Raw genomic sequence first — 24,498 nt, forward strand, 5'->3', positions numbered from 1 at the left:
CTGACGGTGGCTCAGCCGGCCAGTCGTCGGACGGCGAGTTCGGTCCGGTCATGCACCCCGAACCGGCGGAACAGCCGGGTGAGGCTGCCCTCCACCGACTTGACCGAGATGTGCAGGGTGGCGGCGATCTGCCGGTTGGTCGAGCCGCGCTGCACCAACTCGACGATCTGGCGCTCCAGTTCGCTCAGCGCGGCCGCCGGGCCGTCCAGCTGGGCGAGCCTCTGTCGGGTGTGGTCGAGCCAGGGGAGGCAGTGCGCGGCGGCGAAGGCCCGGGCCGCGCCGCGCAGGTCCGCGCGGGCGGCCGCCCGGCGCCGGGCCCGGCGTTCGAGATCGCCGAGGGTGAGCAGCGCCCGGGCACTCTCCAGCGGATAGGGGTGGGCGGGCGGCAGCTCCGCGCGCAGCCGGTCCGCCGCGCCGCGCGGATCGCCGCCCAGCGCGACCAGCACCGCACGGGCGCGGGCGAGCCCGAGCCGCACCACCTGCCGGTCCAGCCGGGTCGCCTCGCGGGTCGCCTCGTCCAGCACCCGCCAGGCCTCCCCGGTCGCCCCCGACCGGGCCAGCGCCTCGATCAGATCCGCGTCGACGAGGAAGAGCGCGGGATCCACCAGGCCCAGGCCGCGCAGCAAAGAGCGGCAGCGGCCCAGGTGTTCGGCCGCCTGCGGCATCCGTCCGCCGAGCAGGTCCGCCCGGCCGCGCAGCCCCAGCGCGTAGGCCGACCACTCGACGTCCCCGGCCAGCTCCCCGGCCCGCAGCGCGGCGGCGGCCAGCTCCCCGGCCCGCTCGGCGGTGCCGCCGTTGAGCTCGGCGGCCGCGCGCAGCACCAGCCCCGGCGCGGGCGTCGGCCCGAGCTCCACCCGCATCCGCCCGCCGAGCAGCGCCGCCCGGTACGCCTGCGAGCAGAGCCCGGCCCGCTCGTGGACCGAGGCGACCATGTGCAGCACGTCGCCCAGGTCCTTGACCCGGCCCGCGCTCTCGACGTCACTGCGCAACAGGTTCACCGCGTCGATCGCCTCGGCGACCTCGCCGCCGCGCAGCAGCCGGACCACCAGGCAGCAGCGCACCTGGACCGAGGCCGCCGTCAGCGCCGGGGCGCCCTGCGCGGGCCCGCCCGCCCGTCCGGCCGCCAGCGCCGCCGCCCGGCGTAGCGAGGGCAGCACCCGGGCGGGGCGGAACTGCATCTCGATCGGCGCGCGTAACGCGATCACCCCGATCTGCTGGTCCGCGTCCCCGCTGTGCTCGGCGTGGCGCTCGGCCTCGGCCAGCGCGGCGAGGCCGAGGTCGGTCTGCCCGGTGCTGATCGCGTGCTCGGCCCGGTAGAGCTGCACGGCGGCGCGCAGCCGCGGCGCGTCGCCGGCCTCGGCCTGCGCGGCGTCCATCTGTGCTGCGTCCAGCAGCGCGGGCACCGCGGCGCGGTCGCCTCCGGCGAGGGCGGCCAGCAGCAGCCGGGCGCCGACCCGGGCGCCGCCGTTCGTCCCGCGCAGGACCGCCTCACAGGCCTCCTTCGCCTGGTCGATCAGGCCGGCGTCGTGGGCGTGCCGGGCGCAGTCGAGCAGCCGCTCGGCGGCCAGGTCCGGGTCGCCGGGGGTGCGTTCGGACGCCAGCCGGGACAGCTCGGCGGCGAGCGCGGGCGCGCCCCGGCCGACCGCGATCCGCGCCGCGGCCGCCAGCTCCTCGGCGAGTTCGCGGCCGGCGCCGGTGGTGGCCAGTGCGTGCTGCCGGGCCCGCTCCAGCGGATCGTGCAGCCGCTCGGCGAGCGCGGCGTGGCACGCCTGCCGATGCGCCGGCGTCGCGTCGGCGTAGACGATCTCGCGCAGCAGCGGATGGGCCGCGTGCGGCTCGGACCGTGAGCCCACCGTCAACTCGGCATCCTCCGAGGCTCGTTCGGTCGCCTCTGGCAGCATGCGGTACGGCCGGGCGGCCGCCGCGGCGAGCAACAGGGCCTCGGTGGCCTCCGGCGACAGGGCCGCCAGCCGGTCCGCGAACAGCTCGCGCAGCCGTTGCGGTACCGGCAGCGGCTGGTCGGGGCTCGGCGGCTGTGCCAACCGCAGGGCGGCCTCCCCGAGTTGGAGGGCGTAGAACGGGTTGCCGGCGCTGACCGAGCGGATCCGCCCGGAGAGCCGGCCGGCCGGCGCCAACCCGAGCCGGACCCGCAGCAGTTCGCCGACCTGGGCCTGCGGCAGGGCCTCGACGGCGAGTTCGGTCCGTGGCCCGGGCAACAGGTCGAGGCAGCCCGGCTCGCGCCCCACCGCCACCCGCTCGGTGGCGGCCACCCGGACCCGCTGTCCGTGCAGCCGACGGGCGGCGAAGCCGAGCACCTGCGCGCTGGCCGGATCCAGCCAGTGCGCGTCGTCCAGTACCAGCAGCACCGGACGCTGCCCGGCCAGCGCCCGCAGCAGCTCCAGCACCGCGACCCGGACGGCCAGTTGGCCACCCGGCGGCCCGTCACTCGCGGGCGCGCGCAGCAGCACGACATCCAGCGCCGCGCGCAGATGCGGCGCGAGCAGCCCCTCCTGCTCGGCGATCGGCCGCGCGAACAGGTCGTACAGCGCCAGGTACGGCAGTGAAGCCTCAGCCGCCGACGCGTCGCAGCGCAGCACCAGCACACCGGCCTCGGTCGCCTCGGCCTCCAGGGCGTCCAGGACTGCGGACTTTCCGATCCCGACCGGCCCGGTCAGCAGCACCCCGCCGCCGTCCGCCAGGCCCGCCCGGCACCGGACGAGCAGCCCGTCGCGACCCAGCAGGGCTGTCGCGTCGCTCATGGCGAAGAGTCTCCACCCGGACATCCGAAGTGGTCTAGTCCTTATCCCCCGCTGCTTCATTCCCCCGCGCCGGGCGATCTGCCGCCTGCTGGTGGGTCGTTCGTCAGGTTCGGGCGTCTCGTTCCTGAACCTCCTTGAGGACCGCCGCCACGGTGGGGAAGTCGTTGTCCACGTGGAGGACGGTGTGCCCATGGTGGACGGCTGTGGCGCACACGAGTAGGTCGATCGCGCCGGCTGCGCGGTGTTGCCCGCGTTGGGTCAGTTTGTACTGCGCGGTGTCGACCCAGCGCCAGGCCGTTTTCGGCACCGGCGACAGATGGCACAGCGCGTCGATCTCTTCTGCCAGTTCGTCCCGGTGGGCCGGCCCGGTGGCGGAGTAGAGGAATTCGGTCCGGGTGGGCTCGCAGATGTGGAAAACCCCGGCGGCGATGTGCCCCTCCCAGGGCGCCAGCGCCGCCGGGGTGCGGAACAGGTGCCACAGGGCAGAGGTGTCGAGCAGGTACGTGATCACTCGAACGCCGCCCGGTGGGCGGCCTTGGCGGCTGCCCGGCCGGCGGCGGCCTGCTCGAACTCGCCGGCGGCCCCGCGCGCAGCGAGCCTCTCGGCGGCCTCGAGACGCTTGACCCGGTTGATGTAGTCACGGAGAGCGGCGTTGACGGTTTCCTTCTTGGTGGTGGTGCCCATGAGCCGCATTGCGTCAGCGAGTGCCTGGTCATCAAGGTCGATCTGAGTGATGGACATGCCGACCCTCCTCATGTTGTTGATGTATGTAAGTCCAGTATGCCATCCACATCTGCTGCCCAAAAGGTGAGGATCCTTCGCTGCGGCTGGCTGACGCCGATCCCGGTGACGGTCACATCGCCACCGGACGAGTGCTGAGCGCCATGGCCGCAGCCGGGCAGCTCGCCGTGCTGACGCTCCGCCAGCTGTTCCGGGACGCGCCTCGGCCGCCGGGCGGCGGCACGGCGTACGTCTGCGAGAACGCGGCCGTCCTGCTCGCCGCCGCGGACCACCTCGGCTCCGAGGCGCCAGGACCAGGCCTGATCGCTGATCTCGCGTGCGGGGGCGGCCGTTCGGCGTAGCCTTCGTGCATGGCAGAGAGCAAGGTCAAGAAGGCTGCGCCGGCGGCGAAGGCGGCCACCGCCAAGCCGGCCGCGAAGCCGCGCAAGCCCGAGTCGCACCTCGCGATGGTGCGGCGGGCGCGGAAGATCAACCGCGAGCTGGCGGAGGTGTATCCGTACGCCCACCCCGAGTTGGACTTCGAGAATTCGTTCGAGTTGCTGGTGGCCACCGTGCTGTCGGCGCAGACCACCGACCTCCGGGTGAACCAGACGACGCCCGCGCTGTTCGCGAAGTACCCCACCCCCGAGGCCATGGCGGCGGCCGTCCCGGAGGAACTGGAGGAGGTCATCCGGCCCACCGGGTTCTTCCGGATGAAGGCGAAGTCGCTGATCGGGCTCTCGATCAGCCTGCGCGACAACTTCGGCGGCGAGGTCCCCGGCCGGCTGGAGGACCTGGTCACCCTTCCCGGCGTCGGCCGCAAGACGGCCAACGTCGTCCTCGGCAACGTCTTCGGGGTCCCGGGCATCACGGTGGACACCCACTTCGGCCGGCTCGCCCGGCGGTTCGGGTGGACGACCGAGGAGGACCCGGTGGTGGTCGAGGCCGTGGTCGCGGAGATCTTCCCCAAGTCGGAGTGGACGATGCTGTCGCACCGGGTGGTCTTCCACGGGCGCCGGATCTGCCACTCCCGCAAGCCCGCCTGCGGGGCCTGCCCGATCGCGCCGCTCTGCCCGTCGTACGGAGAGGGCGAAACCGATCCCGAGAAGGCCCGCAAGCTGCTGAAGTACGAGATGGGCGGCCAGCCCGGGCAGCGGCTCAAGCCGCCCGCGGACTATCCGGGGCAGGCCGCCGCCCCCGCCCCCGCCCCCGCCGCAGCCGCGGCACCGCAGGCGTAGTGCGCGCAGTCGGCGCTTCGGAAGGGAACAGCCGAGTGAAGAGAAGCAGCAGCGAGTCGGCCCTGCTGGTCCGTGACGGTCTGCCGGGCTGGCTGCTGCCGGTGCGGGCGGCGGCCGAGACGGTCCGTCCCGAGCAGATGAGCCGGTTCCTGCCGCCGGCCGAGGGCGGGCGGCACTCGGCCGTCCTGCTGCTCTTCGGCGAGGGCGCCGACGGGCCGGACCTGCTGCTGATCGAGCGGTCCAGCTCGCTGCGCTCGCACGCCGGCCAGGTCTCGTTCCCGGGCGGGGCGCTGGACCCGGTGGACGGCGATCCGCAGGGCGAGGGCCCGGTGGCCGCTGCGCTGCGCGAGGCGGCGGAGGAGACCGGGCTCGACCCGGAGGGGGTCCAGGTCTTCGCGACGCTGCCCGCTCTCTACATTCCGGTCAGTGACTTCGTGGTCACTCCGGTGCTCGGCTGGTGGCGGCGGGAGAGCCCGGTCGCGCCGGTGGATCCGGGGGAGACGGGCGCGGTCTTCCGGGTCCCGCTGGCCGAGTTGACCGACCCGGCCCGCCGAGGGCGCTACCGGCATCCGTCGGGCTTCTCCGGGCCGGCCTTCGAGGTGGCGGACCGGGTGGTCTGGGGATTCACGGCCGGCGTCATCGACCGGATGCTGCACCACAGCGGGCTGGAGCTCCCCTGGGACAGCTCCCGTGCGGTCGAACTGGTGTAGCTGCCCTACCCTTGGCAGCCCCACCCCTGGACCGCGCCCGACCGAGCGTGCCGGTCACCGGGTCGGTCCCCCGTCCGCCGGGCTGCCACGCGCATGCCCGGGCCCGGACGGGGGCAGGACGGGGTTGGCAGGTCCGGTGCCGAGCGGCTCCGGGTCCATGGGAGGGTGGCAGCGTGAACGTGCTGGATCTGCTTCTGCTCGCCGCCGCGATCGGCTTCGCCGTGTCGGGCTACCGGCAGGGCTTCGTGGTGGGCATTCTCTCCGTCCTGGGGTTCCTCGGCGGGGGGCTCATCGCTGTCGAGCTGCTGCCGCTGCTGCTCAGCCACCTCAGTCCCGGCACCACCGCGTCGGTGGTGGCGGTGGTCGTGGTGATCGTCTTCGCGGCGATCGGGCAGGCTGCCACCACCCAGCTCGGCTGGAAGCTGCGCGGACGGATCGGGGGCAGTCCGGCCAAGGCGCTGGACGCGTTCGGCGGTTCGGTGGTGAACGTGCTGTCGATGCTGCTGGTCGCCTGGCTGATCGGCTCTGCGCTCGCGGGGACGTCCATGCCGACGGTCTCCAAGCAGGTCCGGACCTCCAAGGTGCTCAGCGGGGTGCAGGACGCGCTGCCGGGGGACGCGCCCAACTGGTTCGCCGACTTCAGCAAGGTGCTGTCGAGCAACGGCTTCCCGCAGGTCTTCAACCCCTTCGAGCACGAGCCGATCACCGAGGTGGAGGCCCCGGACCCGGCGCTGGCCGGCAGCCCGGCGCTGGCCAGGGCCCGGCAGAGCCTGGTGAAGGTGGTCGGCACCGCGACCTCCTGCGGCAAGACGCTGGAGGGCAGCGGCTTCGTCTTCGCCCCGCACCGGGTGATGACCAACGCCCACGTGGTGGGCGGGGTGGACGAGCCGACGGTCCAGATCGGCGGCACCGGCCCGCTCTACGACGCGACCGTGGTGCGCTACGACTGGCAGCGCGACATCGCGATCCTGGACGTCCCGAAGCTGAACGCGCCCCCGCTGGTCTTCGCGGGGACGGCCCGGACGAACGACAGCGCGATCGTGGCCGGGTTCCCCGAGAACGGCCCGTTCAACGTGCAGCCCGCCCGGATCCGCGGCGAGATCCAGGCCAACGGCCCGGACATCTACCACCGCGGCCAGGTGGTCCGGGACGTGTACTCGGTCCGATCCGAGGTCCGCCAGGGCAACAGCGGCGGTCCGCTGCTGACCCCGGAGGGCGAGGTGTACGGCGTGGTCTTCGCCAAGTCGCTGGACAGCGCGGACACCGGATACGCCCTGACGGCGGCCGAGGTGAAGGCGGACGCGACGGCCGGGGCGACGGCCACCGGCCAGGTGGACACCCAGGGCTGCGCGCTCTAGGCCGTGTCTCCTGGCATCGCGCCTGGTGACGGTGTGTCGGAACGCCATCCGGCGAACCGTCAGTTCCTCCTGATAGCGTCGGCGGCGCTCACCCGTTCGGCTCAATCCGACCGCAGCGGGCGCCGAACTGGAGGTCACCGAACGCCATGATGGGTCACTCGCACGCGGTCAGCGGCGCGTTGCTTTACGCGGGCTCCGCGCCCTTTCTGCCGCCGCTGCTGCTGCACACCCACCTGAAGCCGGCCGACATCCTGTTGGGGACCGTGCTCTGCGCCGGAGCGGCCCTGCTGCCCGACCTGGACCACCACGACGGCACCATCGCCAACTTCCTCGGCCCGGTCTCCAAGGCCCTCTGCCGCTTCGTCGCCTGGGCCTCCGGCGGCCACCGGCACGCCACCCACTCGTTCCTCTTCGTGGCGCTGATGGGTGGCGGCACCTGGGCCGGCGTGACGTACGGCGGGCGGTACTTCACGCTGGGCATGACGTTCTTCCTGCTGGCCATGGCGGTGAAGGCGCTGCGCCTGCACGTGCCGGGCCATGGCCACCACACCTGGCTGACCGTCATCGGTCTCGCGACGCTGGGCACGGTCATCATGGACAAGTGGATGCCGAACGCGCCGGGCTGGCTGCCGTACGCGGTCGCGCTCGGCACCCTCGCCCACCTGATCGGCGACTGCCTCACGAAGATGGGTGCGCCGCTGCTCTGGCCGCACAAGCAGCGCTACGAGATCGTGCTGATCAAGCACACCGGCAACAAGGTGGAGACCAAGATCCTCGTGCCGATCATGTCGGTGGCGACGGTGGCCCTGCTCTGCGTCACGACGTTCCAGCCGGGCCTCATCGGCTGAAACGTCGTCCACAGTGGTGGACGGAGCGCGACAGGCGGCGCGGGGCTCAGGCCTCGCGCCGCAGTCGTGCGCCGACCCAGCGGGCGCGGCGGCCGAGGATGCGGGGAATGCCCAGCGGATGCGGTTCGGCGAGCGACTGTGGTGTGGCCTGCGGTCGTTCGGATTGGTACGAGGGATTCTGTGGGGTGCGGGTGAGGCGCCGTCCGCGGGGCGCGGCGGTGCGATCGGGCGTCCAGGTCATGGTGGATGGATGCCCCTGAGCCCGCTGAGGTAACCACCCTGTTCCGGGCGAAATGGCCTATGCCGCAGTCATAGGAACATCTAGTCATATAAGTCAAATGGGGGTATGGGGCGCCCACCTGAGGGACAGTCGGGCGCTCTCGCCGCTACCGCTTGTGCTCGCGCACCCAGCTGACCAGCTCGCTGCTCAGCTCCTCCGGAGCCTCCTCGTGCGGGAAGTGCCCGACGCCCGGCAGCAGCCGCCAACGGTAGGGAGCCTCGACGTAGCCGCCCGAGCCGAGCGCGGTGTGCGAGAGCAGCACCGGGTCCGCCGCGCCCTGGATGTGCAGCGTCGGTGCGGTGACCGGCTTCTTCATCCGGCGGACGAACTGGATGCCGTCCGGACGGGCCAGCGAGCGCACCAGCCAGCGGTACGGCTCGATCGAGCAGTGCGCGGTGCTGGGGATCCGCATCGCGTTGCGGTAGTTCAGGAGCGCCTCGTCGTCCGGCCCGTTCGATCCCGTCCAGGCGGTGAGGTAGTCGCCGATCTGGGCGGCGTCGTCGGCGACCAGGCGTCGTTCCGGTATCCAGGGACGCTGGAAGCCCAACACGTGGTCGAAGGCCGCCATCTGCCGACGGTCCTGCAGCAGGCCGCGGCGCAGCCGGCGGGGGTGCGCGGCGGAGACCACCGTCAGGCTCTGGATCACCGAGGGACGCATCACCGCGGCCACCCAGGCCAGCGAGCCGCCGGTGTCGTGCCCGACCAGGTGAGCGCTGTGCTCACCCAGCGAACGGATCACGCCGGTGATGTCCAGGGCGAGGTTGGTCGGGTCGTAACCGCGCGGGGTGCGGTCGCTGCCGCCCATGCCGCGCAGGTCCAGGGCGACCGCGCGGTAGCCGGCCGCGGCCAGCGCGGCCATCTGGTGCCGCCAGGTCCACCAGTACTGCGGCCATCCGTGTACCAGCAGCACCAGCGGCCCGCTGCCCTGCTCCGCGATGTGGAACCGCGCACCGTTGGCCGCCAGGTCGCGGTGGGTCCACGGTCCGGGCATCCGGACGTTCCAGCGGGTCGAACGGAGGGCGTGCGGCTCCGTCCGGGCGCCGCCGCCCGTGCCGGGCGCGCCTGCGGAGCCCACCTGCTCGGCTTCCCGGGCGGGGCCCGCAGGCGCGCCCGGCACGGGCAGGTCGGGGTTCTGGTCAAGCGGCATAGCGAGAGCGTTTCACATTCGAGCCGGGAACACGGCCCCGGCACTCGTTCGGGCTACAGCGAATGCGGCTCCTGTGGGCAGGATCACTGCGCCCGCAGGTGCCGCAGACGGTCGGTCAGCGCTCCAGCGCGGCGAGCTCGGCCGCGGTGGCCGGCCGCGGCCTGGCGTTCTTCAGGACGTCGGCCGTCGCCTGCGCGCCCTCGATGGTGCGACGCGGCGGCTCGATCTTCTTGAGCGTCCGGACCGCCAGGTACGCGAGGAGCAGGCCGATCACCACATAGGCGCCCGCCACGGTGAGGAACGCGCCCCAGAACGGCAGCCAGCCGAGCCGCTGCAGCACGTAGACCAGCGCGAAGCTGAACATCGGCAGCGAGGCCAGCAGGAAGACGCCGGCCACGATGCCCTTGACGCTTCCGAAGATGCCGCGCTTGACGTCCTGTCGGATCTCGGCCTTCGCCAGGGCGATCTCGTCGTGCACCAGGGCCGAGAGATCGGCGGTGGCCGCGGCGAACAGCTGCCCGACCGACCGCTCGCCTTCGTAGGGCAGGCGGGAGCTTCCGGTCGGGCCTGCGGTTCCTGCGGACATCTGGTCTTCTCCTCTGCTGAGATTTCGGACAGCTCAGATCATGCCCCTACCGGCCAGTCGGGCACCACTTCGGCCCGCCCGCAACCGACGACGTGTCACCCGGCGGCACCTGCCGGCCCCTCCTGCCACCGGTCCGTCCGCGCGTCCGTCCGTGCGTCCTGCGCCCGTTGCGGCAGGCCGAGGACGTCCTGCTGGTAGACGTCGGGGATCCCGTCGCCGTCGCTGTCGCGGTCCTCCTCCTCGCAGAGCTGACGGTAGTGCCGGTTGCGCAGCTTCAGCAGCGCCGTCGCCACCAGTGCGCAGAGCAGCGACCCGATCAGGACGGCGGCCTTCGCACGGTCGGCCAGCGCCTCGTCGTGCGGGAACGCCAGCTCGCTGATCAGCAGGGACACCGTGAAACCGATACCCGCCAGGGTCGAGACCGCGAACAGGTCGGCCCACTTGAGCTGCGGATTGAGCTCCGCACGGGTGAACCGCGCGGCCAGCCAGGTCCCGCCGAAGATGCCGAAGGTCTTCCCGAGCAGCAGCCCGAGCACGATGCCCAGCGGCATGGCCTGGGTGAACACGGCCCGGACCGCCGACGGTGAGATCGTCACCCCGGCCGCGAAGAGCGCGAAGAGCGGCACGGCCACCCCGGCGGAGAGCGGCCGGACCAGGTGCTCGATGTGCTCGCCGGGGGAGTGCTCCTCGCCCTCCTCCCGGTGACAGCGCAGCAGCAGCCCCATGGCGACACCGGCCACGGTGGCGTGCACGCCGCTCTCGTGCATCAGTGCCCAGATGACGAACGCCAGCGGGACGAAGAGGTACCAGCCGTGCACCCCGCGCCGGTGCAGGAACCAGAAGAGCACCAGACCCGCCAGCGAGAGACCGAGCGCCCAGAACTTGATCCCCGAGCTGTAGAAGACCGCGATGATCAGGATCGCGATCAGGTCGTCCACGACCGCGAGGGTCAGCAGGAAGGCCCGCAGGGCGGACGGCAAGTGAGTGCCGACCACGGCCAGCACGCCCAGGGCGAACGCGATGTCGGTGGCGGTCGGGATCGCCCAGCCGCCCGGGTGGCCTCCGCCGCCGCTGTTGACCGCGGTGAAGACGATCGCGGGGAGTGCCACCCCGCTGACCGCGGCGACCACCGGCAGCGCGGCGGCACTGGGAGAGCGCAGTTCCCCGGCCACGAACTCGCGCTTCAGCTCGATGCCCGCGACGAAGAAGAAGACGCTGAGCAGGCCGTCCTTGGCCCAGTTCTCCAGCGAGAGGTCCAGGTGCAGCGGAGTGGAGGGCCCCACGGTGTAGTCGAGGACGCTCGCGTAGGCAGCCGGCCAGACGTTGGCCCAGATGAGTGCGACGACCGCGGCGAGCAGCAGCAGGATGCCTCCGACGGTCTCGGTGCGCAGGGCATCCGTCAGGTAGCGGCGTTCGGGCAGCGAGAGCCTGCCGAGGAACTGGCGGCGCTGGGTGGGCGGTTCGGTGGGCGGCGGGCTGACCACGCGGGAGGCCTCCTGGGCACGGGACGACGTGTGGATACACCTGTGGTGCAGTGCCGACCAGACTTCCCGGCGCGCCTCGGAGACTGTCGCGGATCTTGTCGCGACGTTGACAGTCTACGGGGTGCCGGGAGCCGAAAATCCGGTTTGTCGCATTTTATGGCCACTGGCCCTGGTTTGCCGCGCGGACCTCACCTGCTGAGAGGACGGCTCCGGGCCCCGAGCGGGACGGCGGTCAACTGGGCTGTCAGCGCCGACGGTTGACTGCGGACGCGGTGACGCCGGGTCCGAACCGATCCGACTTCTGGGTCTGACTGCCCTTTCCCCTAACGGCGTTGAGCACATGCGACCCCGATGCGCCGACCATATCGTCGAGCCAGTGCGCCGCCCGCTCAGGGCGGCCTCTCGACGTGACGTGGAGGAACCCCATGCCCGTTCAGGAACCGGCCGATTCGGCCGGGCCCGCAGCGGCGGAACCGGCCGACCGGTCCGCAGCGCCCTTCCCGGCAGCGGGAGGTGGGGACGGAGCGCAGGGCGCACCGCCCCTGTTACCGGCACCGTCCGCCGGCCCCGCTCGTCCTGTCGCTCCCGCCCTTCCGGTCCTTCCCGCCGCACTCGCGAGTCGTGCCGTCGTGACCGACCGCCCCGCGTTGACCGGCCGCACCGCGTACCTGGATCGTCCCCCGTATCCGGACGCCGTGCCCGCCGCCCCGGCTGCCGCCCCCGCCCTCTTCGTCCCCGGCGCCGTCGTCGCCCGCTCGCGGACCGCCCTCACCAGCGGTCAGAGCGCACCGGACCCGCTCCGCCTCGAACGCCGCCTGCGCCCGCTCTTCCAGGGCCTCCCACCGGACAGCGGTGTCGCCGTCGCCGTGATCCAGGGCGCGGAGCGGACGGTGGCCTGTCGTGGCTTCACCGACCCGGCCACCGAGCGTCCCGTCAGGGCGGACACCCGCTTCGAACTCGGATCCGTCACCAAGACCTTCACCGCACTGCTGCTGGCCGAGATGGTGGCCAGGGGCGAGGTCCGGTACGACGATCCGATCGACAAGTATCTGCCCGCCGGCGCGGTCCCCGGCTACCCGAGGGAACGGCCGATCACCCTGCTGCACCTCGCCACCCACACCTCGGGTCTTCCGCGGCTGCCGGTCGGCCTGCTGCCCAACGCGATGCCGCAGTGGTTCACCCGGCCCTGCGCCACCTTCAACGTCGCCCACCTGCTGCGATCCCTGGCCCGGACGCCGGTGCGCGGCACCCCCGGCGTCCAGGTCCGCTACTCCAGTCTCGGCTGCGGGCTGCTCGGGCTGCTGCTGGAGAACGCGGCGGGCACCCGGTACCAGGATCTGCTGGCCGACCGGGTCTGCGATCCGCTCGGACTGGTCGACACGTCCTGTGGCCCCGGCCAGGAGTTCGGCGGCGGCTACCGTCGCGGACGACGGGTGCCGTCCTTCCGGATCCCCGCGCTGCCGGGCGCGGCGGCCCTGCGCTCCAGCGCGGACGACATGCTGCGCTACCTCCAGGCACATCTGGCGCTGGACGCCGCGCCGGGCGTGCGGCGCGGTGAGTCGCGCGGCGGCGACCTGGACCCCTTCGTCGCCGGCCCGGCACTGCGGACCGCGCTCGGGGACGTACGGCGTCCGCGGGTGGCCCGGCGGCTGACCGGGACGCGGGTCTGCCTCAGCTGGAAGCAGCGCTCGGGCGTCCCCGTCGACGGCGAACCCGCGGCCGGTGCCGCGGACGCCGAGGGCGGGAGGCCGGCGACGGGTGACCGCATGCTGGAGCAGGTGGTCTTCCACGAGGGCAGCACCCGTGGCTTCGCCGCCTTCGCGGGATTCGACCCCGTCGCCAGGACAGGCCTGGTCGCGCTGATCAGCTCCCCGCCCACCCGGCGCAGGCGGTTCCTGCAGACGGCGTACGACACCCTGCGCGGACTGGCGTCCGACCAGGAGCCGCACTGACGCGGCGGCGGCCCGCCCCGTGACCGGCGCGGGACGGGCCGAGGCCGCGGATGTCAGCCGGATACGACGGCGGCCGCCCCCGCTTGCGCTGCGGGGGCGGCCGCCGTCATGTTCCGACGTGTTCCGTCGCGATCCTGGAGGGATCAGTCCTCGCTGCCCGCGGTGGGCAGCTGGGACTGGATGAGGTTCATGACGGAGCTGTCGGCGAGGGTGGTGACGTCGCCGATCTCGCGGTTCTCGGCGACGTCGCGCAGCAGGCGACGCATGATCTTGCCGGACCGGGTCTTGGGGAGCTCGTTGACGACCAGGATCCGCTTGGGCTTGGCGATCGGGCCCAGCGTCTTGGCGACGTGGTTGCGCAGCTCGTCGACCAGGCCGGCGTCGTCGGTGGCGGTGCCGCGCAGGATGACGAAGGCGACGATGGCCTGTCCGGTGGTGGCGTCGGTGGCACCGACGACGGCGGACTCGGCGACCTTGGGGTGGGAGACGAGGGCGGACTCGACCTCGGTGGTGGAGATGTTGTGGCCGGAGACGAGCATGACGTCGTCCACCCGGCCGAGCAGCCAGATGTCGCCGTCGTCGTCCTTCTTGGCGCCGTCGCCGGCGAAGTAGCGGCCGGGGAAGCGGGACCAGTAGGTGTCGATGTAGCGCTGGTCGTCGCCCCAGATGGTGCGCAGCATGGAGGGCCACGGCTCGGTGAGGACGAGGTAGCCGCCGGAGCCGTTGGGGACCTCGTTGGCCTCGTCGTCGACGACGGTGGCGGCGATGCCGGGCAGCGCGCGCTGGGCGGAGCCGGGCTTGGTGTGGGTGACGCCGGGCAGCGGGCTGATCATCATGGCGCCGGTCTCGGTCTGCCACCAGGTGTCGACGATCGGGGTCTTGCCGGCGCCGATGTGCTCGCGGTACCAGATCCACGCCTCGGGGTTGATCGGCTCGCCGACCGATCCCAGGACCCGCAGCGAGCTGAGGTCGAACTTCGCGGGGATGTCGTCGCCCCACTTCATGAACGTGCGGATCGCGGTGGGCGCGGTGTAGAGGATGCTCACCTTGTACTTCTGGATGATCTCCCAGAAGCGGCCCTGGTGGGGGGTGTCGGGGGTGCCCTCGTAGATGACCTGGGTGGCGCCGTTGGCCAGCGGGCCGTAGACGATGTACGAGTGCCCGGTCACCCAGCCGATGTCGGCGGTGCACCAGTAGACGTCGGTCTCCGGCTTGAGGTCGAAGACGGCGTGGTGGGTGTAGGAGGCCTGGGTGAGGTAGCCGCCGGAGGTGTGCAGGATGCCCTTGGGCTTACCCGTCGTGCCGGAGGTGTAGAGGATGAAGAGCGGGTGCTCGGCGTCGTGCGCCTCGGGCGTGTGCTCGACGGACTGGCGCTCGGTGATCTCGTGCCACCACACGTCACGGCCCTCGGTCCACGTCACGTCCTGGCCGGTGCGGCGCACCACCAGGACGTGCTCGACCTGCGGGCACTTGGCGAGTGCCTCGTCGATGGCGGGCTTGAGGGCGGAGGGCTTGCCGCGGCGGTAGCCGCCGTCGGCGGTGATCACCAGCTTGGCGTCGGCGTCCTGGATCCGGGAGGCCACGGCGTCGGCGGAGAACCCGCCGAAGACGACGGAGTGGGCCGCGCCGATGCGGGCGCAGGCGAGCATGGCGATGACGGCTTCGGCGATCATGGGGAGGTAGATCGCGACCCGGTCGCCCTTGGCGACGCCGAGCTCGGTGAGGGCGTTGGCGGCTCGGGAGACCTCGTCCTTGAGCTGGGCGTAGGTGATGGAGCGGCTGTCGCCGGGCTCGCCCTCGAAGTGGATGGCGACGCGGTCGCCGTTGCCGGCTTCGACGTGGCGGTCGACGCAGTTGTAGGCCACGTTGAGCTTGCCGTCGGCGAACCACTTCGCGAAGGGCGGGTTCGACCAGTCCAGGGTCTGGGTGGGTTCGACGGCCCAGTCCAGCCGGCGGGCCTGCTCGGCCCAGAAGCCGAGGCGGTCCTCGGATGCCTGCGTGTAGGCGGCTGCCGTGACGTTGGCGGTGGCGGCGAGCTCCGCGGGCGGAGCGAAGCGCCGTTCCTCCTTGAGCAGGTTGGCCAGGCTCTCGTTGCTCAACGCGAACTCCTCATCGAGTCTCTTCGTGGTGCTTTCCCCCCCGGGGAGAGAAGCGCCAGTGCTGCGGGTTTTTTCCCTCTGGTGGGATTGTCCCGTGTGTCCCAGCGGACAGCTCACCAGGCGAAGGGTCGGTTGACAAGGGCCACCCGGAAAATTGGTGTAGACCTCTTCTCGAGGGAAGGTCGGATTTTCGTACAGGGCGGCGATTTTCGAGCAGAGGTACGACACTCGGGGCCGGTTCTTACGGTTCGGGGAGCCTCGCCGAACGGATCCGGGTGGGTCTGTCGGGGGTGACGCCCGGATCGTCTCCCGATCGTCGCCGCACCGAGTCTTGACGCTCAGTGAGTGCGGTAGTCCCCTGGAGTAACCAGTCCGCTGAAGCCGGCGCGGGCCCACTACACACGGTTTCTGCTCGTCAGTCTGTCTGTCATTTTGTCAGTTCGCCGTACTCGCATCGCGGTGCCCCAACCGCGCGACGTGCTGCCGCTGTCCGGCCGCGCGGTCGCCCAGGGGGAGCGAACGCGCGGCGCCGGTGCGGTGCTTCGGGGAAGGCCAGCCATGTCGGGAACGCCTGCCAGTCCTGCACCCCTTCCGAGACCGGGCGACTTCGCGGTCGTCCGCATGCACGGCACCGCGGGTGCCCTCATCCATGTCGGGCAGTGGCTCAACGGGGACGGCTTCGCCGACGTCGAGCACGCCTTCGTTCTGGTCGGTGACGACGAGTTGGTGGAGGCCGAGCCGGGCGGTGCCCGGCTGACGCCGGTCTCGGCCTACGACGGGCGTCAGGTGCGTTGGTCGAGCGGCCACATCCAGCTGACCAGCGATCAGCGCGCGGCGATCGTCGCGGCGGCACGCGGCTACCTCGGCGTCCCCTACAGCTTCCTCGACTACGCGGCGCTGGCAGCGCACCGCTTCCGGCTTCCGGGCAGCGGTTCCCTCAAGGACTATGTGGGCGACACTCGGCACCAGATCTGCTCCCAACTGGTCGACCAGTGCTATCAGGACGCCGGAGTCCATCTGTTCCGCGACGGTCGGTGGCCCGGCTATGTGACCCCGGCCGACCTCGACAACCTGCTGGGGTAGCGGGATCGCCCGGATCCGACGGATTGACCGGATGTCGCAGACGCCGGCTGCCGCATGACGCGGCGGTCGGCGTTTTGCGCGAGCTCTTGACGCGGAGGGAGTGGGACGCCACCATCCACTTGTGGTTAGGAAACTTTACTAACTGCATGTCGCGCCGCGCCCATGTCGGCATCGACTGCCGCGCATGCCGCGACCCGCACGTCACGGCATGCGCGGCGCGGTCCTGTTCGTCCCGGCCCCCATGGCACCAGTCCCCGGCCGTCCATGGATCTGAAAGGTTGTCATGAACAAGCAACTTCGATTCGGAGCCCTCGCCCTCGCCGCGACCGCCCTCCCGCTCGGCTTGACCGCAGTCACCGCCGCCCCCGCCCAGGCAGCGACCGCGTTCCCCGCGCACTACGCCGCGCCCTACCTGCAGATCGGCGGGTCGGACACCGGCGACCTGGCCGCCGACCGCAAGGCCAGCGGCCTGCAGTACTACACGCTCGCCTTTCTGACGCCGAAGTCCGGCTGCACCCCGATGTGGGAGGACGGCAACGACTCGCTCGGCGCCTTCACCTCCCAGGTCAACGCCTTCAGGTCGGCCGGCGGCAACGTCATCATCTCCTTCGGCGGAGAGGCCGGCGGCGAGCTCGCCCAAACCTGCACCTCGGTCTCCAGCCTGACCGCCGCGTACGCCAACGTGGTCAAGACCTACGGTGTGACCAGGCTCGACTTCGACATCGAGGGCAGCGTGCTGGACGACACCGCGTCCAACGCCCGCCGGGACCAGGCGCTCGCGGCGCTGCAGAAGTCCAACCCCTCGGTCCAGGTCGACTTCACGGTGCCGGTCGACCCGACCGGTCTGGAGTCGAACGCTCTCAACCTGCTCAAGGACGCCAAGAGCAAGGGCGTCGCGGTGAACCTGGTGAACATCATGACCATGGACTTCGGCGACGGGCAGAACGCCCTGAAGGACGCCGAGTCCGCGGCCAACGCCACCCACGGGCAGCTCGCCGCTATCTACGGCGGGAGTTCGGCCCAGGTCTGGGCCAAGATCGGGCTGACCCCGATCGCCGGTCGCAATGACGACAACGAGAACTTCACCCAGTCCAACGCCGGCACCCTGGAGAGCTTCGCGGCCTCGAAGGGCGTGCAGGAGCTGTCCTTCTGGGAGGTCGACGGCTACGACAAGGCCGCCGGGTACGCCTACTCGAAGATCTTCAACAAGATCACCAGCTGACAGCTGCGGTCGGCCGACTCCGCGCCACCCCTGAACGCGCGGACCCTGAACGGGCGGCACCTCAACGCGCCGCCCCGACTGTGCCGCCCCTGCCAGGCCGATGCCTCCGGCCTGGCAGGGGCGTTCCGTGTCGTCAGAAGTCCGGACCACGGGACTCCTGACGACAGGACACGGCACGAACCCCGCACGGCCGGCACCGCACGGCACGGCACCCACCCGTCTCGACCTCAGGCCGCGCTGGCGATCTCGCGCGCTCCCGCGACGGCGGCGAAGCGCCCGGTGGCCGGGTCCAGGACGTAGGCCTGCGCCGTGGCGAAGTCGAAGTACATCCCGACCAGGCGCAGCGTGCCGGCCAGGACGCCGCGCTCCACCGCCGGATTGGCCAGCAACTGGTCGAGCTGCTGGACCACGTTGGTGATGCAGAGCTGCTCGACCTCGTCCGCGACCGGGCGGTCCTCGAACTCCGCGGGAACCCGGGCGAGCCTGGCCAGCGCGCCACGTCCGTTGCGCAGCCACCGGGCCAGCGGGGTGGGCTTGCCGGGCTGCTCGTGAACGCCGTTGAGCAGGGCCTTCATTGCTCCGCAGCCGGAGTGCCCGCACACGGTGATGCTGCGCACCTCCAGGACCTCGACGGCGTACTGCACCGCGGCTGCCACGGAGTCGTCGGCGGCGCCGGGCTCGTAGGGTGCGGGGACCAGGTTGCCGACATTGCGGACTGTGAAGAGGTCGCCCGGGCCGCTGCTGGTGATCATGCTGGTAACCATGCGCGAGTCGGCACAGGTGAGGAAGAGCTGCGACGGTGTCTGACCCTCCCGGGCAAGCCGCGCGAGTTCCGGACGGACCAGCGGTGCGGTGTGCGTCTGGAAGCCGCGCACTCCGTCGAGCAGTCGCCCGTGCGGGTCCTCCTGCTGGTCGATGCAGTGATGGCCCATCCACGGAGTCCAGGCACGGCAGCGGTGCGGACCGGGTGAACTGCCGGAGCGCACCGTGCCGTCGGGGTCGAGGGCCTCGTCCTCCTGTCGCTTGGTCAGCATCGCCACCTGGCCGCCGCGGGCGATGTGCCCGCCTCGCCAGGCGTGCAGCGCCTCGTACGCGGCGTGGTCGAGGAAGGAGCCGTCATGGCAGATCGTGACGCGTGATCCGACCGGGATCGCGCCGAGCGTCCTGGTCAGCCGCGGCACCGTGACAAAGGTCAGCGGACCGTGCATCTCCACCTCGTACGAGCCGTCCGGCCTGGCGACGACGTCCACGTGCGCCCGGGTGAGGCGGTAGAGAGCGAGCAGTATCGCGGTCGCGCCGCCGAGTGCGACGCCGAGCGGGACGTCGAGCAGCACGACGCCCAGCACGGTGACCAGATAGACCGGGAACTCCCGGTGCCGGTGCACCTTGCGGATGTGCGCGAAGCTCACCATCTGGATGCCCACCACCATCACCAGCGCCGCCAGTGCGGCCAGCGGGATCCGGCGCAGGCCCCCGGTCAGCGCGAGCGCGGCGAGCAGGACCCAGACCCCGTGCAGGACGGCCGACCACCGGGTGCGGGCGCCGGCCCGGACGTTGGCCGAGCTGCGGACGGCGCCCCCGGCCACCGGCAGACCGCCGAGCACGCCGGTGAGCATGTTGGCGATGCCCTGCCCGCGCAGTTCTCGGTCGAGGTCCCCGGCGCCGCCGCTGAGCCGGTCCACCGCGACCGCGCAGAGCAGGGACTCCACGCTGGCCACCGCGGTGACGGTGAGGATGGCGCCGAGGATGCCGAGCAGTGAGCCGTGCGGCAGGGCGGCGAAGTCGTGATCGCGCCAGCTGGGCAGCTCGACCCGGGCCAGCTGGAAGTTGCCGGCGATGGCCAGGGCGGTGCCGCCGGCGACTGCGGCCAGCGCCGCGGGCACGCGGTTCAGCCAGGAGCCGATCCGTCCGGCCGCGCCGGGCAGTTGGTGCAGCCGCGGCCACCCGTACAGGGTCGCGATCGCCAGCAGGCCGACGGCCAGTGCGGGCGGGTGAGGACCGCTGAGCTGGGCGGGCAGCGCGATCAGATTGGCGAGCGCGGAGCTCTGTGGGGAGCCGCCGAGCACCACGTGGAGCTGCGCGACCGCGATGGTGATCCCCACCCCGGCCAGCATGCCGTGCACCACGGCGGGCGAGACCGCGAGCGCGGAGCGCGCCACGCGTACCGCCCCGAGCAGCAGTTGGAGCAGGCCGGCGGCCACCGTGATGGCGCAGGTGGCACGCCAGCCGTACTGGGTGATGAGCCCGGCGGTGATCACGGTCAACGCTGCGGAGGGCCCGCTGACCTGGAGCGGCGTGCCGCCCAGCAGACCGGCGGTGATGCCGCCGACCGCTGCGGCCACCAGCCCGGCGGTCAACGGTGCTCCGGTCGCCAGCGCGATTCCGAGCGAGAAGGGAACGGCGATCAGGAAGACGACCAGGGAGGCCGGCAGGTCCTGGGCCGTGGGCAGCTTGGCGCGCAGGCCGATCTGGGAGTCGGGCCGAGTGGGCGGGGAGTGGCTGTCAGGTGTGGTGTCGGCGGGGCGGAGAGTGCTGTCGTGGGTCATGGCGTCCCGTCTTTCCGGAGGAACGAACGCAGTCAAGTCCGGTGCGGTACCAGGGATCGGATCGGCTGTCGTGGGTCGCGACGGTGGGGCGGGATGGCGCGGGCACGGTGCCGACGGGTGGGGCGGCCCGTGAGCCATCGGAACTCTGGTTGATCAAGACTTGGTAAACGGTGGGTAATGGAAGCTTCGCATAGCGTAAGTATGTGCGGGAGCCATCGGGCCCAGATTCACCCCACCGGGTGATTGCTAGTGCCGCGTCAGGCAACTTTTGCCCGTCAAGGAGCGGCTCCCCCAGCCTTCGGCCGGTGCGGCGAGAGTGCGTGCCGGGCGTCGCGACGGGGGTGAAGGCTGCCTGACGCGGCACAAGGGGGCGACTCGCGCGTGGCACGGACGCGCGCCGAGGGCGGTCGACGCCGGGCGCATGCCGAACGGCCGGCGTCGCACCCGGACGGGGGTGCTACGCCGGCGGCCGGGCAGTGCGGTCAGCCGTGAGGGGGCGCTCAGGCGTGGGCCTCGGCGGCGGCGCAGGCCTGCGCGCCGTTCTCCTCGCCGAGGACGAACTCCGGGTCCACCTGCCTGGCCAAATCCACGCCGACCTTCGCGTTGCCCCAACTCTCGGCGTTGCGCAGGTGGAAGTGGACGGCCTGGCTGGTGTACCGCTGGGCGTCCCGGGTGGCGTACGCGGCGTCGGCCTGGCTCTTGAGCTCCGCCAGCACCGCGCGGTTGGCGGGCTCCAGGGAACTCAGCGGCGGTTCGGCACCCTGTTCGAGGCGGCGAACCCACTCCGACTGGCCGAAGGTGGTCAGCAGGTCGTCGCCGACCTCGGCACGCAGGAACGCCAGGTCCTCGGGGCTCTGCACCTTGTTGCCGATGACGCGCAGCGCGACGCCGAAGTCCCGGGCGTACTCCTTGTACTGGCGGTAGACCGAGATGCCCTTCCGGGTCGGTTCGGCGACCAGGAAGGTGAGGTCGAAGCGGGTGAAGAGGCCGGAGGCGAAGGAGTCGGACCCGGCGGTCATGTCGGTCACCACGTATTCGTCCTGACCGTCGATCAGATGGTTGAGCAGTAGCTCGACGGCGCCGACCTTGGAGTGGTAGCAGGCAACTCCGAGGTCCTCCTCGGTGAACGTGCCGGTGACCAGGAGCCGCACGGATCCCTCGTCCAGGGCGACCGGCCGCGCGCAGGAGGCGTAGACCGGGTTCTCCTCGACGATGCGCAGCAGGCGTGAACCCCGGCCGGGTGGCGTGGTCTTGATCATCGCCTCGGGGGACTCGATCAGGGGGTTGCTGCCGCGCAGGTATTCCTTGATCTCGGGCAGTCGGGCGCCGAGTGAGGGGAGAGCGGCGGCCTGATCATCGGTCAGTCCGAGTGCGGGGCCGAGGTGTTGATTGATGTCGGCGTCCACCGCGATGACCGGGCGGCCTTCGGCGGCGAGGTGGCGGATGAACAGTGCCGACAGCGTGGTCTTGCCGCTGCCGCCCTTGCCGACGAAGGCGATCTTCATCTGATTCCCGGCTTTCGCTCCGCCGATCGCCCCCCTGGGCGTCGACCACAAGTTGTTGGTAACCGTTATCGTCACCGATAGCGGCCATGGTAACCGTGGTTTAGGGCGCCACGCCCGGGGGAAATGACGATTGGCTCGAATGAGTGACAGCGAGGTCGCTGTGCAGGGCGGGACGGGAGAGTCGTTACTCTCGGGTAGGTGAGCACTGGAACAGATCCGCTTGCCCCGCTGGCTGAGCTCCCCGGGGTGCCCGAGTCCGTCGCCGAGGTCCGCAAGGCCATCGATCGGCTGTACGGACACCGCGTGATGCGCCGTCGCGCCCCCGAGGTCACGTCCGAGGCCGCCCTGCGCGGCGCGCGGGCGTCGGCCGCCCTGGACGGCGCGGACTGGCCGTTGGAGGAGGTACGCCGGCGCAGCGACTTCAGTGCGGGCCGGGAGGACCGGTCGGTCGGTGGCGCGCTGCGGATTTCGGCCGAGGCCGGACAGCTGTTGAGCGTCTGGCGGACGTCCCCGCTCCAGGTGCTGGCGCGGCTGCACCTGCTGGCGGCCGGTGACGGGAGCGCTTCGGCGGGGCGTCCGCGCCAGGCCGACGAGCCCGTCGAGGACCTCTTCCCGTTGGAACTGCAGGCAGTCGAGGGAGTGGCCGCGGCCCCGTCCGCGCCGGAGTCGCTCAACGCGGTGCCGACGTCCGGCGCGTCGACCGCGACCCTGCCGGCGCCCCCGTCCTCCGATGAGGCGGCGGCCCGGCTCGACCAGCTCGCGCAGCTGCTGGCGGCGCGGACCTCGTCCGCGCTCGGTGGCGCCCCGGCGCTGGTGGTCGCCGCGGTGGTGCACGGCGAACTGCTCGCGCTTCGCCCCTTCGCGACGCACAACGGTCTGGTCGCCCGGGCCGCGCAGCGGATCGTGCTGATCGCCGAGGGTCTGGACCCGAAGGCGATCTGCCCGGCCGAGGTCGGGCTCGTCGAGCTCGGAACGGCCGCGTACCGCCAGGCGCTGGCTGGTTATCTGACCGGCACTCCGGAGGGCCTGGCCCGTTGGATCGCCCACTGCGGACTGGCGCTGAGGCTCGGGGTCCGGGAGAGCACCGCGGTCTGCGAGGCCATGCAGCGCGGCATGGTCTGAGTCATCGGGCCGTCGGCCGGGCGGACTTGGCGTTCGAGCCGCCCGGCTGGAGAGCCCCGGGAGTGGGGGCGTTCGTATGGCGAGCGTCGTACCACGGGCGTCCGGGAACAGAGTTGCGGCGACACCCTGACTGCTGGTGTCGCCGCTGGTACAGCGTCCGGGTGACCATGCGTGCACCGGAAGTGCCCATCAGGCGGGGATCCTGCCCGTTCGCCTGGTGCGGCGGCCCGAATCGCGGGTCGGCTGCACGTGGGTGCTCGGAAGCTGTACGCGGTCCGTGGGCCTGAACTGCGGTGTCGGTCTGACCTCTTCGGGTCCTTCCGGGTCTCGCGGGCCGTGAGTCCTTTGTATCTCGGATTAGGGTGAAAAGGAACTCGAAGGGCGAATTCTTTACCTTTTGTCCGATTCGTGGTCGAGGTTGTCCTCAGGCGACCGGCTGCCGACGCTTGGCCAGCTGCCAGACCAGGCCGGCTGTCATGACCGCCGTCCCGATTGCGACCGCCGCGACCACCGTTCGACTCGGCGCCCTGAACTCGGGAAGCCTGCGGTGCAGTTCGATCGGCCGGTCGAAGACCAGGACGGGCCACTCGCGGGCCACCGCCTCCTTGCGCAGGCTCCGGTCGGGGTTGACCGCCGACGGCCTGCCGACGGCTTCCAGCAGCGGCAGGTCGGTGATGGAGTCGCTGTACGCGTAGCACTCGGCGAGGTCGTAGCCCTCGCGCAGGGCCAGCTCGCGGATCGCGGCCGCCTTGTTCTCGGCGTAGGCGTAGTACTCGATCTCACCGGTGTAGCGACCGTCCTCGATCTGCAGTCGCGTGGCGATCACCCGATCGGCGCCGAGCATCGCGCCGATGGGCTCGACGACCTCCGACCCGGAGCTGCTGACGATCACCACGTCGCGCCCTGCGGCGTGGTGCTGCTCGATCAGCGAGGCGGCCTCCTCGTAGATCAGCGGATCGATCAGGCCGTGCAGGGTCTCGGCGACGATCTCGCGGACCTGCTGGACGTTCCAACCACGGGTCAGGGTGGAGAGATACTGCCGCATCTTCTCCATCTGGTCGTGGTCCGCGCCGCCGACCAGGAAGACGAACTGGGCGTAGGCGCTCTTGAGCACGGCCCGACGGTTGATCAGACCGCCCTGGTAGAAGGGGCGGCTGAAGGCGAGGGCGCTCGACTTCGCGATGATCGTCTTGTCGAGGTCGAAGAAGGCCGCCGTCCGGGCCGGCGCGGCGAACGGGCGCACGCCGGTCGGTCGCTCGGCCGGTTCGGGGTAGCTGCCGGCGGCTGTGGTGGTGCTTTGCTCGGGAGGGTGCGGGGTGCTCCTGTCGAGGGTCGCTGCGCCCTGCTGTGCGGCGTCCGGTCCGGAGCTGTCGCCATCGTCGGCGATGTCGGCGTTCTCGCTGGTGTCCACAGGAACCGAGGATAGATGGCAGCCTCGGAGGGGCCGCCATTCGGTGGACTAGGGGGTGTCTGGGTTTGTGTTTCTGGCCGCTCGGGTACACCATGGAAGTCACGGATCGTTCGCGACCGTGCTAACCCGGTCCGGCTCCTCCCCCCCGAGTCGGACCGTGGATAGACGACCCCCGCTCTCCCCCCCGGCGGGGGTCGTCGCATGTCCGGGCCCATTTTGCAAGGGTCTTCAGGGCAGACTGGCGATGAGCCGGGATTCGAGGGGCGACATTTCGCACGAAGGTGTCGGGCCTGACTGCCCCCTTCGATGACTACGCTGAGTAGCTGACTGCGCATCGTCGCCGACATGCCCGGACGGTTGTCACATCGCTGCCCGGGGCGTCGCCGGAGGGGTGAAACGGGTGCCTACGGGTGACGTTGGTTGTCCAC

Annotated in this window: 19 protein-coding genes; 9 read left to right on the plus strand and 10 right to left on the minus strand. The window is 71.6% G+C overall.

Annotation, left to right across the window (positions count from 1 at the left end):
* Window positions 1–11: 11 nt before the first annotated feature.
* The 3 genes from BS80_RS22530 to BS80_RS22540 form a co-directional block, all read right to left on the minus strand.
* Window positions 12–2,759: a helix-turn-helix transcriptional regulator gene (locus tag BS80_RS22530; protein ID WP_035800039.1), complete on the minus strand. Its 2,748-nt coding sequence runs from the start codon at window positions 2,757–2,759 to the stop codon at window positions 12–14.
* Window positions 2,760–2,862: 103 nt separating this feature from the next.
* Entirely contained in the window at window positions 2,863–3,270 is a 408-nt protein-coding gene (locus BS80_RS22535) for a PIN domain nuclease (RefSeq protein WP_035800042.1), read from the minus strand.
* Complete coding sequence (locus BS80_RS22540) at window positions 3,267–3,500, minus strand: type II toxin-antitoxin system VapB family antitoxin (protein WP_035800044.1); 234 nt, start codon at window positions 3,498–3,500, stop codon at window positions 3,267–3,269. The genes BS80_RS22535 and BS80_RS22540 overlap by 4 nt, the downstream gene beginning before the upstream one ends.
* A gap of 143 nt (window positions 3,501–3,643) precedes the next feature.
* Here BS80_RS22540 and BS80_RS22545 point away from each other — a divergent pair, with 143 nt between their 5' ends.
* The 5 genes from BS80_RS22545 (at window position 3,644) to BS80_RS22565 (ending at window position 7,633) form a co-directional block, all read left to right on the plus strand.
* A complete protein-coding gene (locus BS80_RS22545; RefSeq protein WP_035800047.1) occupies window positions 3,644–3,841 on the plus strand; it encodes a DUF2399 domain-containing protein in 198 nt (65 codons plus the stop codon).
* Between the two features lie 9 nt (window positions 3,842–3,850).
* Complete coding sequence (gene nth, locus BS80_RS22550) at window positions 3,851–4,717, plus strand: endonuclease III (RefSeq protein ID WP_035800050.1); 867 nt, start codon at window positions 3,851–3,853, stop codon at window positions 4,715–4,717.
* Window positions 4,718–4,752: 35 nt separating this feature from the next.
* Window positions 4,753–5,427 (plus strand): NUDIX hydrolase, encoded by a 675-nt coding sequence (locus tag BS80_RS22555; protein ID WP_035800054.1) that lies wholly within the window; start codon window positions 4,753–4,755, stop codon window positions 5,425–5,427.
* 173 nt (window positions 5,428–5,600) lie between these two features.
* Window positions 5,601–6,785, plus strand: coding sequence for a MarP family serine protease (locus tag BS80_RS22560; protein ID WP_035800055.1), 1,185 nt, complete (start codon window positions 5,601–5,603; stop codon window positions 6,783–6,785).
* A 146-nt stretch (window positions 6,786–6,931) separates the two neighbouring features.
* A complete protein-coding gene (locus tag BS80_RS22565) occupies window positions 6,932–7,633 on the plus strand; it encodes a metal-dependent hydrolase (RefSeq protein ID WP_035800058.1) in 702 nt (233 codons plus the stop codon).
* Window positions 7,634–8,019: 386 nt separating this feature from the next.
* Here BS80_RS22565 and BS80_RS22570 read toward each other — a convergent pair whose 3' ends face one another.
* The 3 genes from BS80_RS22570 to nhaA all read right to left on the minus strand — a co-directional run bounded on the left by BS80_RS22570 (window position 8,020) and on the right by nhaA (window position 11,130).
* Entirely contained in the window at window positions 8,020–9,060 is a 1,041-nt protein-coding gene (locus BS80_RS22570; protein WP_083975065.1) for an alpha/beta fold hydrolase, read from the minus strand.
* A 115-nt stretch (window positions 9,061–9,175) separates the two neighbouring features.
* Entirely contained in the window at window positions 9,176–9,646 is a 471-nt protein-coding gene (locus BS80_RS22575) for a phage holin family protein (RefSeq protein ID WP_051966920.1), read from the minus strand.
* Between the two features lie 95 nt (window positions 9,647–9,741).
* Window positions 9,742–11,130, minus strand: a complete 1,389-nt coding sequence (gene nhaA, locus BS80_RS22580; protein ID WP_083975067.1) for a Na+/H+ antiporter NhaA — start codon at window positions 11,128–11,130, stop codon at window positions 9,742–9,744.
* 629 nt (window positions 11,131–11,759) lie between these two features.
* Between nhaA and BS80_RS22585 the strand changes: the two genes are divergently transcribed.
* Complete coding sequence (locus BS80_RS22585) at window positions 11,760–13,082, plus strand: serine hydrolase domain-containing protein (RefSeq protein WP_051966921.1); 1,323 nt, start codon at window positions 11,760–11,762, stop codon at window positions 13,080–13,082.
* A gap of 143 nt (window positions 13,083–13,225) precedes the next feature.
* On the opposite strand, the gene acs is transcribed toward BS80_RS22585, so the two are convergent.
* Window positions 13,226–15,181, minus strand: a complete 1,956-nt coding sequence (acs, locus tag BS80_RS22590) for an acetate--CoA ligase (RefSeq protein WP_035800061.1) — start codon at window positions 15,179–15,181, stop codon at window positions 13,226–13,228.
* Between the two features lie 621 nt (window positions 15,182–15,802).
* Here acs and BS80_RS22595 point away from each other — a divergent pair.
* Together BS80_RS22595 and BS80_RS22600 are read left to right on the plus strand one after the other, a co-directional pair.
* On the plus strand, window positions 15,803–16,264 hold the full coding sequence (locus BS80_RS22595; RefSeq protein WP_157536484.1) for a hypothetical protein: 462 nt from the start codon (window positions 15,803–15,805) through the stop codon (window positions 16,262–16,264).
* Window positions 16,265–16,547: 283 nt separating this feature from the next.
* Window positions 16,548–17,486, plus strand: coding sequence for a chitinase (locus BS80_RS22600; protein ID WP_051966922.1), 939 nt, complete (start codon window positions 16,548–16,550; stop codon window positions 17,484–17,486).
* A gap of 227 nt (window positions 17,487–17,713) precedes the next feature.
* Here the strand turns inward: BS80_RS22600 and BS80_RS22605 are convergent, their stop codons facing one another.
* On the minus strand, window positions 17,714–20,032 hold the full coding sequence (locus BS80_RS22605; RefSeq protein ID WP_035800067.1) for a SulP family inorganic anion transporter: 2,319 nt from the start codon (window positions 20,030–20,032) through the stop codon (window positions 17,714–17,716).
* A 500-nt stretch (window positions 20,033–20,532) separates the two neighbouring features.
* Window positions 20,533–21,537 (minus strand): ATP-binding protein, encoded by a 1,005-nt coding sequence (locus BS80_RS22610; RefSeq protein ID WP_035800068.1) that lies wholly within the window; start codon window positions 21,535–21,537, stop codon window positions 20,533–20,535.
* Window positions 21,538–21,735: 198 nt separating this feature from the next.
* Here BS80_RS22610 and BS80_RS22615 point away from each other — a divergent pair, with 198 nt between their 5' ends.
* Complete coding sequence (locus BS80_RS22615; protein ID WP_035800070.1) at window positions 21,736–22,659, plus strand: Fic family protein; 924 nt, start codon at window positions 21,736–21,738, stop codon at window positions 22,657–22,659.
* Between the two features lie 424 nt (window positions 22,660–23,083).
* Here the strand turns inward: BS80_RS22615 and BS80_RS22620 are convergent, their stop codons facing one another.
* On the minus strand, window positions 23,084–23,902 hold the full coding sequence (locus BS80_RS22620; RefSeq protein ID WP_035802465.1) for an HAD family hydrolase: 819 nt from the start codon (window positions 23,900–23,902) through the stop codon (window positions 23,084–23,086).
* Window positions 23,903–24,498 lie beyond the last annotated feature (596 nt).

The sequence above is a fragment of the Kitasatospora mediocidica KCTC 9733 genome (assembly GCF_000744225.1).
GTDB classification, from domain to species: Bacteria; Actinomycetota; Actinomycetes; order Streptomycetales; family Streptomycetaceae; genus Kitasatospora; species Kitasatospora mediocidica.